This is a genomic window from Mesorhizobium sp. B2-7-2 (genome assembly GCF_006440775.1).
Classification (GTDB): domain Bacteria; phylum Pseudomonadota; class Alphaproteobacteria; order Rhizobiales; family Rhizobiaceae; genus Mesorhizobium.
The window spans coordinates 236,633-254,572 of the sequence record NZ_VFTZ01000004.1 but is presented as its reverse complement, the minus strand read 5'-3'; the positions used below and the strand labels follow the sequence as shown (position 1 = coordinate 254,572).

The 17,940-nt window shown below is 60.1% G+C and carries 10 protein-coding genes; 4 read left to right on the top strand and 6 right to left on the bottom strand.

The window, feature by feature from the left end; all coding sequences use genetic code 11:
• Positions 1-376 precede the first annotated feature (376 nt).
• Positions 377-670, bottom strand: a complete 294-nt coding sequence (locus tag FJ425_RS07920) for a calcium-binding protein (RefSeq protein WP_224655969.1) — start codon at positions 668-670, stop codon at positions 377-379.
• A 415-nt stretch (positions 671-1,085) separates the two neighbouring features.
• On the opposite strand from FJ425_RS07920, the gene FJ425_RS07915 reads away from it, so the two are divergent.
• Positions 1,086-1,394, top strand: coding sequence for a hypothetical protein (locus FJ425_RS07915; protein ID WP_064994870.1), 309 nt, complete (start codon positions 1,086-1,088; stop codon positions 1,392-1,394).
• Between the two features lie 1,037 nt (positions 1,395-2,431).
• On the opposite strand, the gene FJ425_RS07910 is transcribed toward FJ425_RS07915, so the two are convergent.
• A complete protein-coding gene (locus FJ425_RS07910) occupies positions 2,432-2,677 on the bottom strand; it encodes a DUF982 domain-containing protein (protein WP_041163934.1) in 246 nt (81 codons plus the stop codon).
• Between the two features lie 1,240 nt (positions 2,678-3,917).
• Between FJ425_RS07910 and FJ425_RS07905 the strand changes: the two genes are divergently transcribed.
• From FJ425_RS07905 to groL, 3 genes are all read left to right on the top strand, one after another.
• Positions 3,918-4,640, top strand: a complete 723-nt coding sequence (locus tag FJ425_RS07905; RefSeq protein WP_064994871.1) for a Crp/Fnr family transcriptional regulator — start codon at positions 3,918-3,920, stop codon at positions 4,638-4,640.
• Between the two features lie 1,671 nt (positions 4,641-6,311).
• Positions 6,312-6,608 (top strand): co-chaperone GroES, encoded by a 297-nt coding sequence (gene groES / locus FJ425_RS07895; RefSeq protein ID WP_064994876.1) that lies wholly within the window; start codon positions 6,312-6,314, stop codon positions 6,606-6,608.
• 61 nt (positions 6,609-6,669) lie between these two features.
• Positions 6,670-8,334, top strand: coding sequence for a chaperonin GroEL (gene groL / locus FJ425_RS07890; protein WP_086081374.1), 1,665 nt, complete (start codon positions 6,670-6,672; stop codon positions 8,332-8,334).
• A gap of 583 nt (positions 8,335-8,917) precedes the next feature.
• On the opposite strand, the gene FJ425_RS07880 is transcribed toward groL, so the two are convergent.
• The 4 genes from FJ425_RS07880 to FJ425_RS07860 all read right to left on the bottom strand — a co-directional run bounded on the left by FJ425_RS07880 (position 8,918) and on the right by FJ425_RS07860 (position 17,873).
• Positions 8,918-13,795 (bottom strand): shikimate kinase, encoded by a 4,878-nt coding sequence (locus tag FJ425_RS07880; RefSeq protein ID WP_140688026.1) that lies wholly within the window; start codon positions 13,793-13,795, stop codon positions 8,918-8,920.
• Between the two features lie 278 nt (positions 13,796-14,073).
• Positions 14,074-14,394 (bottom strand): thioredoxin, encoded by a 321-nt coding sequence (gene trxA / locus FJ425_RS07875; RefSeq protein WP_064995677.1) that lies wholly within the window; start codon positions 14,392-14,394, stop codon positions 14,074-14,076.
• 1,943 nt (positions 14,395-16,337) lie between these two features.
• Entirely contained in the window at positions 16,338-17,537 is a 1,200-nt protein-coding gene (locus FJ425_RS07865; RefSeq protein WP_140636286.1) for a mandelate racemase/muconate lactonizing enzyme family protein, read from the bottom strand.
• A 9-nt stretch (positions 17,538-17,546) separates the two neighbouring features.
• Complete coding sequence (locus FJ425_RS07860; protein WP_095486584.1) at positions 17,547-17,873, bottom strand: NIPSNAP family protein; 327 nt, start codon at positions 17,871-17,873, stop codon at positions 17,547-17,549.
• Between the last annotated feature and the right edge of the window lie 67 nt (positions 17,874-17,940).

Sequence of the window (17,940 nt, the reverse complement as noted above, 5' to 3'; positions counted from 1 at the left end):
GGCGGAACGGCGCCCGCATGGATATTCGAATCCCTTGGCGTCGTCGCAGTATTGCCGGCTCTCGGGCGCGTCGATGCCATTGAAGCGGACACGCTGCCCATGGATCTCGATCGTGTCGCCATCGATGATGGAGGCGACACCGGCAATCGGCGCTGGAGCCGGCTTGGTCAGATTCAGTAGGTGACCTCGGGCAATGAGCCGCTGTGTTGCATGAAGAACTGCGCCACCAAAGCCGAAGCCGCGGCTACCGTCACGTAGATCACTCGCAAAGGCATGCCAGCCCACCGGCGCGGGCGATATTGCTTGGCTCCGGTGCGTTTCAGCCACTTGTCGGACCGATTGTCGTAGCGAGATCGTTCCACCGTCCTGGCCGCTTTCACTCGCACCCGATGCCGTCGCGATCGCGATCTAGTCCGTTAGGATCACCGTTGGTGATTTTCACCCCATGGGGTGCGACCGGATTGTTTCCCTTGCCGCCTGCGCAGTCCAAATCAGCACCGCCAGATGGCACAGCTGCGGCAGTTGCGGCCACGCCTCGATACCTGTTGACGATTGCTGCGGCGCGTACGCCGTCGCCCTCGATATGGGTGTTGTTGCTGTTGGGATTGAATGGATCGACCGTCTGCAAAAGCATGTTGGCGTGGTACGCATCGCCAGCGGCGAGCGTCACCGAAATCGTAATTGTTCAAATAGTCGGCTGCGCAGCCCGAGATAAGTACCACGGACAACACGCACGAAAATTCGTGCACATGCATGAATGAATTCCCCAACCCAAGAAGGATCATGCGCTATTTGTCTCTTGCTGTCGAATCCAGAAGAGGTTTCGGCCTTCCGTGAAGGCACCATTGTCGTCATTGCCGTGTCGTCTCAGCGATGTTGGCTCTGGGGAGGAATACATGCGTGGCGCGCTCGTCTTTGGTTCCGTTCTTTCATTGATCCTATCATCGGCTCCCGCCTTGGCCTGGTGGGACGGCGGCCCCATGCAGATCGCCGCCGTGGCCTAATCAAAGCTGAGCGCACAGGCGAAGGCCAAGGCCGGTGCCCCGATCAAACTGAACCCCGACTATCAGAGCTGGGTCGCCGGCGTGCCGGACGACAAGAAGGCGCAGTATGCTTTCGTTCATGCGGCGGTTTGGGCTGATGACATCAAAGACCCTGCCCACGGCTACACCAAGGACGACGACACGCCAACGGGGCAGAACATCGGCTATGCCGACAAGAACATGCATCGCTACTGGCACTTCAAGGACATCAGCTTTTCGACCGACGGGACGCAATTCTCCGACGCCGATCCGATCAACGCGGTCTCGCAGATGAAACTCTTCGTCGCCGCGCTGCCGGCGTCAGCCGCTACCGACGACGTGCGCCCTTTTCTTTTGCTTTCAGCGCTTTAAGGGCGGCGTCCGTCAGCAGCCCAATGGTCTCCTGAAAAAGTACCGTCAGTACAATTTCAAGGCTCGGCAGCAGGAAATCCCTTTTTCCAGTGCCTTAAAGGGCAAAAAAGTACCGTCACGAGCCTCTTTGGTTGTGACTGTACTCAGAAAAATCCTGGCTCAGCCAATACGCCATCGGCGAGCCGACTACCGCGCCACCAATGATCACGATATCATAGGCATTGCGCGAAGGGGCTGTGTAAGGAGGGATTGCCACGACTGCTCTCCGTTTTCGAGGTTGAAGACGGCGATCAGACCGTCCGGGGCCCGCGCCAGCAGGCTGACATCAGGATCCATCCGAAGAAGGCGCACGAAGGCGCGTGACGCTCCGTCGGTGGCCACGCGTGTCCAGCGTTCGACTTCCTAGCAGCAGTCTGGCCGTCTACTTATCTGGGGTGGCGGTGGATCACCCTGCCCTGGATCAGTTCGCGACCCGCCTTGCCCGTCTATCGTTCGCCGCTTAAGCAGGGACGGTACTTTCTTCCACAGATAGCCAGTGACATGACAGTGGCTCAGGAAGAGAAATTCAAGGCCGCTCAGCTCCCGTCATTCGCTTCGAGGATGGGGAGCAGGTCGTGCGTCACGCCAAATTGCACGATTTACGGGGTTGCCGCCCAAGAACCGTATCTGTCCTGTGGCGGAAGCTTTGGAACAAGGGAAGTTGGGATCAACACCGAGCGAATGCTTCAAAGCAACTCCGTTGGTGGTATGAAGCAGGCGGTGTCGGGCGCGAGGGTGTCCACCATGCGTCCAGGTGATCCTCAAATGAACCCTCTGCACCGCTCGAGGCGCCCTTCGGGAGTTCCAGGCGGCATTTCTGTTCAATAGCTGAGCCAAGTCTGCGGGCGTTGGAAGCTGTTAAACCTAGATCACCGGAGGCATGCTCCGCGCCACCCTGCTTGGTCGCGCCATGATCACGCAGAGGGACTTCCCATTCTATGCTTCGATCGGGAGGAGGATTGAACCTGAATGGATATCCGGCCGACCTTCGCGCTGGTCTAATCGCCGCGTAGAATCTTCGCCTCGAGCGCGGCCGCAACGAATGCCCGCCTTGCAGTTGGCGGATGAGCCTCACCACGCAACACGTGCAGACAGGCATCCATCGCTGCATTCCGCTTCTTGGTCTGAGAACGAAGATCCCGCATCAAAATAGTTGCCGCGTCATTCACCTCAAGCACGATGCGTTCAGAGCTGTTACGGTTGACCTGAACGACGACTGGTCTCTCAAATCTGCTTAAGCCCATCGCCACGCTCCCCTCCACCCGGCGACGACAGGCCGCACTGTTTTCCTCAACCGAAATCCGCCTGAATCACCGCAGCTAATTTTCGGTCCCAGGCGACCCCCTGCCTGGCCGTAAAGTCTCGAGAATGGTCGGTTCGCGCTGAATAAAATAGAGTGGGATAACCAAGCCGAATGCAGCGACACTATTGAGAAACAGGTATATGGTCATATAGCCCCCCGGCCATTTTCATAAACCATACAGCCATGCAAGTTCGCTAAAAGCAAGCGACCCCGGCGCGCGCACCTGCGTATACACGGCAATGTCATGTCGCCTCGTTCACAGCCGGGCGCGGCATGCTAGCCAGTGCCTACAGCACTCGTGATCTCGGACCGTGCCCATGCGTCGCGGACGCCCGATAACCACGGAAGTGCGGTGCGGCACATTGAGGCCGAGCCTGCACAACAGTCTCGCGGCAGCGCGAATGTAGATTGGCCGGGAGAATTCGCCAAAGTACCTCATGCTCCGTCATCAGCGGAACCTGAGCTCGAACAAAGGCAAGTCCGAACGGCCGCCCATCCTGCAGGATGTGGTGACGGCCAGTCACCACAACATGATCATCGACGAGTTGGGAATCGGCGCTATCCGCGCGACATTGGACCAGACGGCCCCGGGCTGACATCAGTCGATCCTCAAACGTGTCCCCGTACAGAATAAATCCGACAGCCGCCACTAGGGCATTTCGATCGGACACGCTGAGTGTTGCTGACGTCCCGCCGACGCAACTTTCCGAGCAATCGTAGATCCGAGCGATCGGCGAAGGACAACAAAAATCCTCCGCCCCCCACCGCGGCCGACCGGACGCGCTGCGGCATTGGGGAGCGGTTACATCTAGCGGCATCCCCGAGCGCGAGGTGTCGTTCTCAGTGAACAGTTACGATTTGAAAGCGCGCCGGCTCTAAATCAGGAGTTCGTGCGATTCTCACGAAGCTCAAGGGAATCGGCGCGCTAGGACGACAGGTAACGGGAAAGAGCTGGGACCTCAGAATGTCGGTTTCGTACAAAGCTGAGTTTGGTACGTTTCCCACTCTGACATACTTTTCGCGTCTTTTGTAATCACGCGGCGGGGGCTCGCCGTGCATCGATTCGCATTCCGCTGTCATTGTCGTACCAAGGGGCGTATTGTCACGAGATCGTCTGCACGTTTTTACGGGCGCGGACGGCAAGGAGATTGGAATGCTCTTGCCCCAAGTGGGATTGAGCCATGACCAATCCAGTGAATGCTTCCTACAAAAATGAATTGCTGCGACGGCTTAGCGCGGATGACCTCGCGCGTTTGGAGCCGCATTTTGAGCGACGTGCCCTTGATCTGAGAATGCCGTTGGAGACTGCCGGTTCAAGGATAGAGGCCGTTTACTTCCTTGAGGAAGGCATCGGCTCTGTTGTCGCGATGACTCCGGACGGCAAGGATGCCGAAGTTGGCCTCATTGGCTTAGAGGGAATGACTGGTCCCGCGCTGGTGATGGGTGCCGACTATGCCGCGCACGATTGTTACGTGCAATTGGCAGGCAATGCAGTGCGAATCGGAGTTCAGCCATTCAAGGCGGCTCTAGTGGACAGCCCTACGTTGCATCCCTTCCTTTTGCGCTATGTCCACTATCTCCACATTCAGGCTACGTATACGGCCCTAATGAACGCACGAGCGAGCCTTGAAGAGCGTCTGGCGCGATGGCTGTTGATGTGTGACGACCGGATGCACGACAAACGCATTACGATCACTCACGAGTTTTTGTCTGTTATGCTCGGCGTAAGGCGGCCGGGGGTCACCGTTGGGCTCCAAGTGCTCGAGGGCCGTGGCCTCATCCGTTCGCGACGAGGTGAAATCGTCATTCGAGACCGCCAAGGCCTCGTTGCCCAAGCAGCTGGTATCTATGGGCAACCAGAAGGCGAATATGTTCGGCTGATTGGGGAAATCGCCCGACGCTGACCATGGGGTCTGTGGGGTCCGCAAGCTCGGTCCTCGCTAGCAGCTAAGCAGAATCTTGCTTCGCGCGCGGTCAGATGGTGTAGAGATCCCTGGCTTGGACGAGCGGGCGACGGTTTTTGCAAATCCCAAGAATGGCTTGCATACAGGAGAGCAGCCCTCCATCATAGCCGGATTCGCAGTTCCATTTTTTGCCAGCGCACCTTGCGATTGGCAGCACGAATCGGGACGCCGCCCCCTAGGAGGGGGAGAAACCATGCCTTCCGTATCTACTGGACGGGCCAACTTATTGGACGCAGAAACGGGCGCCCGTTTCATTCACGCGCTACTCGATGAACTCTCTGGCGGGAAAGCGCCCACGCCCGACTTCGTCAAACAAAGCGCGGCGACAGTGCTTGCCAACGAAATGAATGTGGCGAGCCGGCCGGCATAGTCGTACTGAATGAGTGCACGGCGATCTATGCAGGAGGCAAGTCCGGCCAGATTTCGGAGCTGTATGTTCGACCCGAGATGCGCTCCAATGATTGCCCCTTGTCTGCTCGAGGTCGCTGTGCGGGAAAGCCGCGCTCGTGGTTGGAAGCGACTTGAGGTTGGAGCACCCGCGCAACCAAAATGGAAACGCACGTCGATTTCTACTCGGACGGGTTCGAGGAAGTCGGCCCTCGGCCCCGCAGGACTATTTAGACAATCTGTCCCCAACCTATGCCAAGCTACACAGGTGTAATGCAGGGTCACTTCGCCAGCAACGGTTATTCTCGCTTCGACGAACTTCAAAGCCGGCATGTGGCAGATCAAGTTCGGCTGCGAGCATCTTCACCCTTGGAGGAGGCGCGCTGCCTCGCGTACGGATGTCACTCGCGACCCACTCCCAGACCTGTTCCTGGCGCCCCTGATTGGTTGGAGTTTAGAGGCGCCCCTGATTGGTTGGAGTTTAGAAAAGTCAGCCACCGTCTGGTCTGACCGACGGAGCCGATCCTACCGGGGCGGCTCTGGTGTGGATCAAACGCGCCATAGTCCATTGTGAGACGGGGGGTGCCGCGGCGGATTGAGCGCACCTGATGAGCTTGGCAGCAACAAAACCACTTGCCGACTACCAGCACTCCGAGTGGGTTTGTTCCCGAATGAACTTCCTCGCGAGGCGCACCCGTGTGCAGGTGCGGTGATGCGGCGACAGCCGTAGCGGGCTGGCCGACAAAATGTAAGTAAGCGGCAGCAACCCCTGCGTCCTGGGTTTGAGCAAACCACAAGCGAGATACGGCCTTCAATCCGAATGCCTCCTGGCACAAGAAGTTCGCAAGTCTCGCTGCCTGATCAGCACTCCCCGCAGCGCGCAGGCGTTGCAACGGATCTTCAAAGAAATTCACAGGCTCTTAGCACTCCAAAGCCGCTGGGAATGGTAGGCGAACATAAATTGTCGAAACGCGCTGCCGAGAATGCCAAATGACGAAGTCAGCAGGAGTGTTCAAAGTGGTCGCCTTGCCTGAGAGCTTTGGATCAAGATTTTGCTCATGCGCCTGCCCTTTCGTCTTGACTATCTCCGGCTTACCCCTTAATCCTCCCGTTGTTAGCACTCGCTCGCGGTGAGTGCTAACAACGGTCCGGCAAAGCCGGGCTTTGCAGTTTGTCCGGCGTGGCCGGACGGTGTTTCTCACCGCTCTCACCGAGGAAGAAAAAATGGCAAAGTCGAAGTTCCGCCCGCTTCATGACCGCGTGGTCGTTCGGCGGGTCGAATCCGAATCCAAGACCGCGGGCGGGATCATCATCCCGGATACGGCAAAGGAAAAGCCGCAGGAAGGCGAGATCATCGCTGTCGGCTCCGGTGCTCGTGACGAAACCGGCAAGCTGGTCCCGCTGGACGTCAAGGCTGGCGACCGCATCCTGTTCGGCAAGTGGTCGGGCACCGAAGTCAAGCTCAATGGCGAAGACCTTCTGATCATGAAGGAATCCGACGTGATGGGCATCATCGGCTGACCGCCGTCGCCTTTCATCACATCCAATCTGAATTTAGGCCGAATTGCCCAGGAGCAAAAAAATGGCTGTGAAGCTCGTCAAATTCTCCCGTGATGCCCGCGAACGCATGCTGCGCGGCGTCAACATCCTCGCCGACGCGGTGAAGGTCACGCTCGGCCCGAAGGGCCGCAACGTCGTCATCGACAAGTCGTTCGGCGCCCCGCGCATCACCAAGGACGGCGTCACCGTCGCCAAGGAAATCGAGCTTGAAGACAAGTTCGAGAACATGGGCGCGCAGATGGTCCGCGAAGTCGCTTCGAAGACCAACGACATCGCCGGCGACGGCACCACGACCGCGACGGTTCTGGCGCAGTCGATCGTCCAGGAAGGCCACAAGGCCGTTGCCGCCGGCATGAACCCGATGGACCTGAAGCGCGGCATCGATCTGGCTGTGACCGAAGTCGTCGCGACGCTGATCAAGAACGCCAAGAAGATCAAGACCTCCGAGGAAGTTGCTCAGGTCGGCACGATCGCCGGTAATGGCGACGAGTCGGTCGGCAAGATGATCGCGGAAGCGATGCAGAAGGTCGGCAACGAAGGCGTCATCACGGTTGAAGAAGCCAAGACCGCCGAGACCGAACTCGAAGTCGTCGAAGGCATGCAGTTCGACCGCGGCTATCTCTCGCCCTACTTCGTCACCAACGCCGACAAGATGGTTGCCGAGCTCGAGGACGTCTACATCCTGCTCCACGAGAAGAAGCTCTCCAACCTGCAGGCCATGCTGCCGGTTCTCGAAGCCGTCGTGCAGACCTCCAAGCCGCTGCTCATCATCTCGGAAGACGTCGAAGGCGAGGCCCTGGCCACGCTGGTCGTCAACAAGCTGCGTGGCGGCCTGAAGATCGCTGCCGTCAAGGCGCCGGGCTTTGGTGATCGCCGCAAGGCCATGCTGGAAGACATCGCCATCCTCACCGGTGGCCAGGTCATCTCGGAAGACCTCGGCATCAAGCTCGAGAACGTCGGCCTCAACATGCTCGGCCGCGCCAAGAAGGTGTCGATCTCCAAGGAGAACACCACCATCGTCGACGGCGCCGGCAAGAAGGCCGAGATCCAGGGCCGCGTTGCCCAGATCAAGCAGCAGATCGAAGAGACCACTTCGGACTACGACAAGGAGAAGCTGCAGGAACGTCTGGCGAAGCTCGCCGGCGGCGTTGCGGTGATCCGCGTCGGCGGTGCGACGGAAGTCGAAGTCAAGGAAAAGAAGGACCGCGTCGATGACGCCCTCAACGCGACCCGCGCGGCCGTCGAAGAAGGCATCGTTGCTGGTGGTGGCGTCGCGCTGCTGCGCGCTTCGCTGAGCATCAACGCTGTCGGCGTCAACTCCGACCAGGCCGCCGGCATCAACATCGTTCGTCGCGCGCTGCAGGCTCCGGCCCGCCAGATCGCGGCCAACGCCGGTGCGGAAGCCTCGATCGTTGCCGGCAAGATCCTTGAGAACAAGGGCGCGACCTTCGGCTACAACGCCCAGACGGGCGAATATGGCGACATGATCGCCATGGGTATCGTCGATCCGGTCAAGGTTGTCCGTACGGCTCTTCAGGACGCGGCCTCGGTCGCCGGCCTGCTGGTCACCACCGAAGCCATGATCGCGGAGGCTCCCAAGAAGGAGTCGGCTGGCGGCGGCATGCCTGGCGGCATGGGCGGCGGCGGCATGGGCGGCATGGGCGGCATGGGCGGCATGGATTTCTAATCCACGCTACCTGCGCAATACGGAAAGGGCGGCAGCGATGCCGCCCTTTTTTTGCACAACTTCGCGGAACCACAGCTACATCGTCGTACTGGCCGCTTGATACCGCCTATTACCTCATGTCCATTTCCAGCACCCATCTCGTCCTTTGACGCTCTTCTTGATGCAGTCAGCAACAGCTGGTACCGGTCACAACTCTTTCGCGTACTCTTTTACTGCAAATTCAAGTGATTGGGGCATAGGGACAGGAAGCCCTGAGCGGTTCTGCAGCCAAGCTGTGCAGAATTTGTCGGTCTGCCTCTGTCTCCACGCCCTCGGCCATGACCTCGATCCCAAGCACAAGCAGCCTGTCATCTCGAGACCTTGCCAGACCGCGAACGAAGCCCTGCTGCCGCATCACTGCTGTGAAGGGCGGGCCATTGGGCGGTCAACGAATCTCCTGTGTCATCTAGGACCAGATCGACTCGGCCAGAGGCTTCTGACGACTTTATGCATGCGATTCCCACTTTTGTTAGCATTCGGCGCGAACCCGCCCCCTGCACCAAACCTGCGAAAGGACCTGATCGTTGTCGCCTAAAGCTTGTTGTCATCGACTTGAGCGTTCTCTGCTTCTCATGGAAGATGCTAAATCCGCTCGTGCGTTATTGCCGGCCAGCAAAGGCTGCGGGTCGGCGGTGAGGGTGTCGAGAGGCGGCAGTTCACCTTGACTCATTGGTGCCGCCGGCGCCTGGATGGTTTCCACGACTGTGCCGGAAGCACCGGAGACATGTGACATCTCGGCAGCGGGCGTCAGGGCGGCTTCTCTCTCCCTGCTGCACAGAAAATCGTGGAGCGCCTCCACGCAAATGCCGGCGTTCTTCTTGTCTTTTCTAAAGGTCGGGACCACCTTGATATCGGCCTGTTGGTAGTCTGGCCCGCGCTTTTCTAACATGTTTTCGAGCTGCTGCTTGATGTCGGGGCCTTGCAGCAGCGGCCGGCCGGTGTCGCCCGTGGAGCGCTGCTGCAGGTGGAGGCGCCTGCCGATCTCATCCAGGTCGGTGTTGAGCCAGATTGACACCGCCTTCTCGCGGATCAGGTCTCGATTGGGCTGCTTGACAAAGCCGCCGCCGCCGGTTGCGATGACCATGGGGCCTTTCTTCAACTGCTCGGCGAGCTCTCTAGTCTCCAGCTCCCTGAAGTAGGGCTCGCCACGGCGCTCGAATATATCCTTAATATCGCCGTGCCCTTTGATGATAAGTTTATCGATGTCGACAAACTCCACCCCCAGCTCCCTGGCAAGGCGGGGGCCGATGCTCGACTTGCCGCTCGCCGGCATGCCGACGAGCACGACCGGCCTCGTACCGAGGGCCGCGACGATCTTGCCGGCATGCGGCGAGAGAATGACCGCACTCTGTTGTCTTGCGACGGTGGGCGACCTGGAGGTCCCTGCCGCCCTCGACCTGCTTTCTCCTGACGAGCCCCAGTGTAATATGTCCCAGGCACCACGGGGAATGGGGACCAGCTCGCATTCGCTCTGCGCGCGCTGCGCGAGCTCGGCCCGGTAACTGGCCGGCGTATGGAACTCGACCTCGAAGCGATAGTTCTGTGCGGTTCTGAACGCCGTGTGAACGCCGCGTAACCCCTGCGTGTCCATCCTGATGAACCAGTTGGTGGTCTCGACCTCGCTGCAGTCACGCTCCTCGAAGGCCAGTGCCGCCTTCCTGAAGGCGCGCGTAAAAGCCTCGTCCGGGATCTCAAAGACATGGCGCACTGCACTGGTGACCAGTTGGGCATCCGGCGCCGCGCTCACGCCCTGGCCGGTCAACTCGTTGGCTGTCCCGATCTGCCCACGCGACCGTTGATCAAGATGCGGCACCTGCACCTCGATGCCGTCCTGCCGCAAAAGCTCGGCAACCGCATGCACAGTTTCGGTAATCGCGCTTTCTTGCGCTTGGGCGAGGGCGGCTTCGAGCCTGGCGCGCTCCAGGGCCTGTTCGCTGTTCGGCGCTATCCTGCTGGCGGGGTCGTCGTAGGCCGGAATTGCTAAGGCGCTGGGCAGTATTCGGTTTTCGACGGCGAGTCTGATCGAGGCCTCCATGACCGACGCCGCCAGCGTGGGGTTGTCCTTCAGATCCGCCAGGCTGCCATCGACGTCGAACCGGCCCTGTTGGAGCTTTGCCGCCTGCGACTTGACATAGGGCGCCGACTTGAAGCCCGGCCTCTGCTCTATGAGCCGCTGCAATTCGGTGGTTTTTTGCATGAACACTCGCGCACCGGTTTCGGACTTGTAGGCGTCCGTGCCGACCTTGATGCCGACGCTCAACAGATTGATCGCGCTTTCATGCAGATCGACCGGGTTGTAGCCGTCGGGCCGCGGATCAATGCGCGCCTGATAGCGGTTGAGCAGGAAGTCGACGCGTTTCCTGGCATCAGCGGTTGCCGGATAGGATTCGCTGAGTTTCGGGAAGAGCGCGGCGGCCTCGGCGCTGACGGCAGGCTTCGCGCCGGTTGAGGCCACGGATCGCGCAAACTTCTGCTTGACGTCCGACTGCTCATGAGCCGGCTCGCTATTGAGCTGCAGGTTCCAGTCCTGGAGCTCGGCCACTAGCAACGCGGCCAGTTCGCAGGCCACCGGATGCCGGGCGGTCTTGCTGTCTTCCCCCGCCCTGGCGATCAGCTCATGGAGGGTCTGGCCATTCGGCCGATCTTCCTGCAACAATGCACGGATGTCGGCCTTGAGCTCTTGATGAATGCCCTCGTAGGTGCCGAAGATGGCACGCTCAGCAAACCAGCGTTGCGCCTCCAGCGGCTGCGCCAGCACGTTGCGCTGCAGGCAGCTGTAGGTCTCCAGCACCAGCCCGGTGGCCGACAGGATCTGCTTGGACCGGCTGAACTGGTAGCCGCCTTTCTCAATGGCCGGCGTGTGCGACTTCGGCGGCTTCATCGAGGCGATGCCGCGCGCCTGCAGCTGCGCGTCGAACTGGCGCACATGCTCGTAAAGGCGAGGCTGGTCGCCGATGATGATGACGGCATCGCCATCAAAATCGCCGTCGAGCATTTTTTGTTGGACGGTCGGAACCGCAACCAAAGAGCCGGGCGCGAACACCTCCGTCGCCTGCAGGATGCCGACGCACTCGAGCGCGGTGTCGGTCTTAACCCGGTCCTTTTCCTCCAGCCAGCGCGAATGGCACTTTACGTCCTCGGCAGACATCACCATCCCGCGGTCGGCGAAGTCCGCCGGCCACATTTCGTCGGGCACAACGATCAAGACGCCTTTGGCAAAGAAGGTCGGATCGTCGGCGGCAAGCCTAGCCCCCGATCTGTGCGCGACGTTGAAGCTGTATTGGAAGGCCACGCACCGATCCAGGAACGCCGCGGTGCGGTCGCCATCGCGCGCCGACCTGACCCGGTCGGCGGCGAACGGGCGCAGGTTGGGCTTGTCATAGGGGGAGCGTCCGACAAGTACGCCAGCGTCACGGGTCAAGGTCTTGCTCTTGCCCGTCGGCACATACAGGCATTCGTCACTGGACGGCACGGCGATAGCGTTCGAACCCTCGATATGCCCGCCCGTGACCGTCCGAAACAGCTCCTCGGTGGTGAGGCTTTGATGGGTTTCGAGCCACGCCAGAGCCTTCTCGCGGGTCTCCTGTGCCACCTCGACGCTGCGCGGATAATGTTGCAGCGCCGTGGGCGGTACCGCCGATTGCCTTTTATCGGCAAAGGCAGGCATCCGCTCGGGAGCGTCGTGGCGAGCCCGGGCAACGGACGGCATGCGCTCGGCCAGCGACGCCCTGATGAAGCCGCAGCCGTCATGCGGCCGCAAGGCGATCTCGCCGTCTCGCCCCTCGAACCGGAAGGGATGCACCGCGCCTGCGGGGCGGTCGGGCAGAAGGGACAGCTTGAAGCACCCTTCCAGCGCATAATCATGCGGGCCAACGTCGGGGATGCCCGGCGGCGCGGCAAATCCGCGGCGCTGGGTATAGTAATAGGCTTCCTTGAACGGCGCCCAGGCCCGCGACAGCTGCTCAAAGGCCGTACCCGGAGCCGTCTCGGCATAGGGGATCGCCAAAAGCTTGCCGCTTGGGGCCTCTGCGGCCGTGAAGGGCAGGTCAGAGGCAAGCTGGTTAAGGCTCCTTTGCGGCGGCTTCAGTTTGCTGCCGCCGAACAGGTCCATGCGGTAGGGCACGCCCTCCACGGCCACCGTGCGTGTCAACATGGCGCCAGTCGGAGTTCCCTTTAGCTGCACCGCCACCACGTTCACCGCGCCCGAGGTCAAGCGATGGAAAATGGAATAGCGCAACTCGGCTTCGCTGGCCAGCGGCTGGCCTTGCATGTCGACCACCGGCAGCCGCATTAGTCCGGCATCGCCTTGCGGCGGTCTCGGCTCTTGGTCCATGGCCTGAAGCACCCGATGAACATCGAAGCTGGCGGCTGCATGCTGGGCCTGGATCATCGATGCGTTCTGCGCCATGAAGGTGTCGAGCGCTTCGAGCGGTTCCTTCGCCTCGATAGAGGCGATCACGTTCCAGCTCTTGTAGGAAAGGTCGGCGTCGATGAGGGTGCGGGCGCTCTTCAGTATCTGCCTAGTCTTGCCATGCAGCTCTTCCTGCCTGGCCCGCAAGGCGAGCTCGTCGCCGTCGACATAGGGCCGCCGGTAGAGCGTCTCCAGCACCGCCCGGGTCTTGAGCACCTGATGGATCGAAAGCGCCGGGCGGCGGCTTGCATTGGCGCCGCTGGTACGCTCGGCCTGGCCTGCTGCGAGATAGGCATCTATCTTGTGTTCCACCACCGGCTGGATGGCGTTGAGCAGGTTCAGCGTCGACTTGCGGTGCCAGCGCAACGCCGGCTTCGGGCTGCGAGCTAGTGGCAGCAGGGAGCTGCAAAGATTGCCCATCGTCTCGAGGTTGTTGTCGAGCTTAAACCCGGGAGCGGCACGTAACACCTCGAGCCTGTCCAGCCCCGGCTGTGCCAGCATACCCAGATCATCCAACAACTGCGCCTTGCCCAACGCCTTGAATATACCCGCGACGGCATGGACATCGGCCTGCTGGAGCCGATCCTCGGCATATTGCAGGTAGTGCGCCAGCTGATGCAGCCGGTCCTTCAGCAAGGCCGGTTCGGCGACCTCGCCGGCGGTCTCTCCCGCCTCGATACCCCGCGACAGGCCATTGGCGATCCTGACTAGTGCGGGCGTGCCGAAAGCACTGAAGCGACGGCCCTTGGAACCGAGCTCGCTGGCGATGGCAACGATCGCCTTGCGTGCTTTTTCTTCTTCCGGCCACTTGCCGAAACCGTTCACCAGATTGGCCAATTCTGAATCAGAGAATCCGTCGAGATTGCCGTCGCGGGCAACCACCGCGCCGGCGATGGCAAGCGTCGCTTCGCGCGTCTCCTGCTGGTCCGACATTGCGTCGGAGACGCGGTGCGGGCCTTCTTCGCTATCAGGACGCCCTGCTTGTCCGACCAACTCTCCGGTACTGCCCATATTCCCTCTCCGATCCAGCAAGACGCATCGCCTAAGCCTGTCAACAACAGGGCGTCATTGGTTGAGTGCGGTCACGCGAACCTGCAACGGCATGCGTGAAAGCTGCGGCATTCACGCAACGGCAACTGCCTCGACAACGCCCCAGTGAAAAGCTTCCTCGCCACTCGTTCGTTCCGGCATAAAGCGGAAGCACAAAGGGCTGAGCCCTGTACAAATGCCAATAAATCACTATGAACCCACGGGGCGGATCTACGGTTTCTTCATTTGAGCGACCTCGATCAGGCAGCGTTCGAAATCCAGTTCAAAAGAGCTGTCTTCGGTTTGGCGCCGACCGAGAAATCGGCCACTTCGCCGCCTTTGAAGATCGCAAGCGTCGGAATGGAGCGCACGCCCAATTGGGCGGCGAGTTCCGGGTTTTCATCGATGTTAAGCTTGGCGATCTTGATCTTGCCTTCCATCTCGACGGAGATTTCCTCGAGGCTCGGAGCAATCATCTTGCAGGGATCGCACCATTCGGCCCAGAAATCGACGACGACGGGTGCTGCGGATTCCAGAACTTCCGACTGGAAGTTATCGATATCGACTTTCACGGTAGCCATGGCTGCTCCTTTGACCGAAGAATTGTTGAATCAAATGTGACGGTTTCCGGCTTAGCCGAACGCTGTTTCCACTTTGACTGAGCCCGAGTTAGATGATGTAAGTTTTGCCAGCGGCAAATGGACCTTCGTTCAACATCGAATGCGCCGATTGGAGCGTGTCCTGCAATGAAGATCCAAAGTTCTGAAGGGTCAACGTCGAAACGGGTTACATTCGTAATGTGGATAGATCGGACATGCTGGACCGGCTCGCAAGCATGGGATCTCCGAAGCGACGATCTACAATTGGAAGCCCGCGGCAAGGCCTGGCAGATAGTCTGCCCCTGTCGCCGGACGGCATCGCGCACGATAACCATGACGTGACAGCGCAACGGACGGTGCGACCAGATGATCTGCGAGGGGAAACGCCACGCCGGCTTGGCTTGCCAATGACTTCAATGCCAACCCACGGCATAGAGGGGTCCGGTAAGCTTGGCGCCATTGTCATTGGCGAAGCCGTCGGCGAGCACCACGATTTCGTCGAGGACCGGCCGCGATAGCCCGCTTTATCGGAGTGGAACGCAGGGCAGTGGCGTTGCGACAAAAAAGCTCGCGGCCTGCGGCCCGCGCCCGTCATCCCGTTCTGCCAAGCGAAATGTCGTCGAGATCCTCTTCGATCACCCCAGCCGCGTATAGCTGATCGAGCAGGTCGGCGATGGCAAGGACGCTCGCTGCATCCGTGACCCCCATAATCAGCTCCGAGGCTGTACAGTTCCCGCTCGCGATTAGATGACAATGGAAATCGGAACCACCCCGTCGAGCACTCGATGCTGAATGTTCCGTGAGCGGAGATGGAAGCAGTGGTCCCCCGCCTCGTGTTGCAGGTCTCCGCGGAAGCGAATTGGCCGGTTGGGAGGCGGGTTTTCGAGCATATTCGTCGACGATGCCATCGAGACCCTCCCGGAACTCGTCGGGCGTGCTGAAGACACGTTGAGACATTATTCGGTACCCGAGAGGCCAGCGTTCGTTACCGGCGTCACCAGTTGTAAACGTCCCTGCCGCATATTTGCCAGAGAGCCAGAAACACAGGCGATAGTCGTGGGACAGCCCTCCGGCACGGCGATTGCGGCATCTTTGCCGGACGCCCTCCTCCGCGCGCGTGCGCGCCCGGTGAAAGCCTTTGCGATCGGCCCGTCCTTGCCCCGCAGGATGAATTCGACCCCATCAGGTCCTCGGGCGAAAACGCCGCGTGTATCTGATTATGATCGTCCGTGCTTAGCACCGAGAAACGATTGGTCACGCGACCGTGGCGTTCAAACAGTTCGAGCATGCGGTTGGCAGTTCGCCCGTGATTTGATGGTAGTCGAACAGAAAACGGTCATACTCCGAGTGTCGATCGGGTCTGTGGCCCAGCAACAGAGTCCAGTGCGGCACGCGACATGGGCCGAATTGCTGCCGATCACATCACCATCGCAATGCGAGTTGGCGATCAGGTTGACCGTCAGGGAAAGTACGGCTCGAGTGAGGCGTTAGGCACTTCGACATCCCAGGTAAGAGCCCTCCATTGCCGAATTTGGTCTAAGTGTCCGCGTCCAGGTGACCAAAACTCACTTTAATGGCTGCGATGAGGGCGAAGCAGTCGTTCAGGAATTTTGTCCGCAGGGGACACTCTGTCCAAGTTGCAAACATCGCATGGCAAATACATGTGACTTGATTGTCGATGGATAGGTGATAAGTCGCTGCGATGCTCGACTGCATCTAGGGTGCGGCGGCGTCGGACCGAAAGGCAATGTTCGGGAACCGAACCAATCCACAGAAATATTTTGTTGGTATTTTTGTTGGTCAGCGCTGCTGCTGCTTCATAACTATGCAATTGAGAAACCAAGTGCTATTTTCTCTGCTTGGATTCCGCCTCTGGCACCATCCCCTCATTCTCCCGATATTCCCCTTCGCCGAAGCCTCTACGCTCAGTCGAAGAAACCCGCATCCTCTTCCCTGAGATATTTCCTGGCCGCCTCGGCATCGATATCGAGTCCCAGTCCCGGCGCTTCCAGCAGGTCCACCATGCTGTCCTTCACGATCTGCGGCGGCAGGCCGATGACGATGTCTTCCCACCAGGGATCGGACGCGCTCGGATATTCGAAGGCAATGTAGTTAGCGGGCAAGGTGGCGCAGACATTGATCAGCGCGCCGAGGCCGAGCAGGCCGTTGGCGGTGCCGTGCGGCGCCATCAGGATGGAATGCATGTAGGCGTGCTCCGCCACCCATTTGAGCTCGGCGATACCGCCTATATCGGCCGGATCCGGGCCGATGACGCGCACCGCCTGCGTCTCGATCAGCTCCTTGAAATTGTGCCGCAGGTAGATCTGCTCGCCGGTATGGATCGGCGTCGAGGTGGAGGTGGTCAGCTCCCGATAGGCCTGCGGATTGACCCACGGCACATAGTCGCCGGTCAGCATGTCCTCGAGCCACATCAAATTGTACTTCTCGACCGCGCGGGCGAACCTGATGGCATCGGGCAGCATCCAGCCCGGGCCGCAGTCGAGCGCCAGGCTGACCTTGTCGCCCAGCGCCTCCTTCATCGCGATCACGCAGTCGAGCATATGGTTGAAGCCGCGCTCGCTGATAACCCCCTGATCCATGGCGCCGTGATAGCCGGCCTTCTTCTGCGTCACGCCGTAGTGAAAGCCCTCGACGCTGTCCTTCATATTGGAGTGGAACGAGATGCCCTGCTTGACCATGAAGAAGTTCTGCGGCTGCTCCATCATCCATTTGACGTCGGCGGCGTAGTTCTCCGGTCGGTCGCCGGTGCGCTTGCGGCGGATCGAGCCGTTATAGACGCGCACCTTGTCGCGCACCTTGCCGCCAAGCAGCTTATAGACCGGCACGCCCGCGGCCTTGCCGGCAATGTCCCACAGCGCATGCTCGATCGCGCTTACCGCCGCCCCGTAGGGCTTGAACGAGCCGCGCTGGCGGATCTTCAGCATCACCCGCTCGACGTCGGTCGGATCCTCGCCGATCAGCGCCTCGCGGAAATGCAGAACAAAGGGCTTGAGGTAGGTCTTGGTGAACTCGACTTCGCCAAGGCCGTAAAGACCTTCGTCGGTCACGATGCGCACGATGGGGTGCTGGCCGATGACGGCGCAGCGCAGGTCGGTGATCTTCATGGCGCAGTCCTATTTCACAGACGAGAAAGCTGTCGGCGTGAGCAGTTGGCTGCTGATATTGGCAATGATCTGCCCGTCGCGCTCAGACTCGTCCCGGGCCCTGTGCCATGCCGGATCGGTGACGAAAGCCGCCCATTTCGCCTCACGCTCGGCCAGCGATTCCCAGGCGAGGAAATAGGTGAGGCGATTGCTGTTTTCGCCGATCGCCGTGGTGAAAAACCCGGCTTGGCGGATGCCATGCCTCTCCCAGATGGCCAGCGTTTGGTCGGAAAAGCGCTTGAGCAAAGCCGGCAGCCTGCCCGGCAGGCAGTCATAGATCCGCAGTTCGTAGATCATGGTTTCGTCCGTTTCCTTCTTCACCTCTCCCTTGCGAGAGGTCGACACGAATGGTCGGTCGTTGGCC

Coding starts and splice junctions, on each gene's coding strand:
- FJ425_RS07910 (WP_041163934.1), bottom strand. CDS start 2,677: ATGGGCTTAAGCAGATTTGAGAGACCAGTCGTCGTTCAGGTCAACCGT.
- FJ425_RS07905 (WP_064994871.1), top strand. CDS start 3,918: ATGACCAATCCAGTGAATGCTTCCTACAAAAATGAATTGCTGCGACGG.
- groES (WP_064994876.1), top strand. CDS start 6,312: ATGGCAAAGTCGAAGTTCCGCCCGCTTCATGACCGCGTGGTCGTTCGG.
- groL (WP_086081374.1), top strand. CDS start 6,670: ATGGCTGTGAAGCTCGTCAAATTCTCCCGTGATGCCCGCGAACGCATG.
- FJ425_RS07880 (WP_140688026.1), bottom strand. CDS start 13,795: ATGGGCAGTACCGGAGAGTTGGTCGGACAAGCAGGGCGTCCTGATAGC.
- trxA (WP_064995677.1), bottom strand. CDS start 14,394: ATGGCTACCGTGAAAGTCGATATCGATAACTTCCAGTCGGAAGTTCTG.
- FJ425_RS07865 (WP_140636286.1), bottom strand. CDS start 17,537: ATGAAGATCACCGACCTGCGCTGCGCCGTCATCGGCCAGCACCCCATC.
- FJ425_RS07860 (WP_095486584.1), bottom strand. CDS start 17,873: ATGATCTACGAACTGCGGATCTATGACTGCCTGCCGGGCAGGCTGCCG.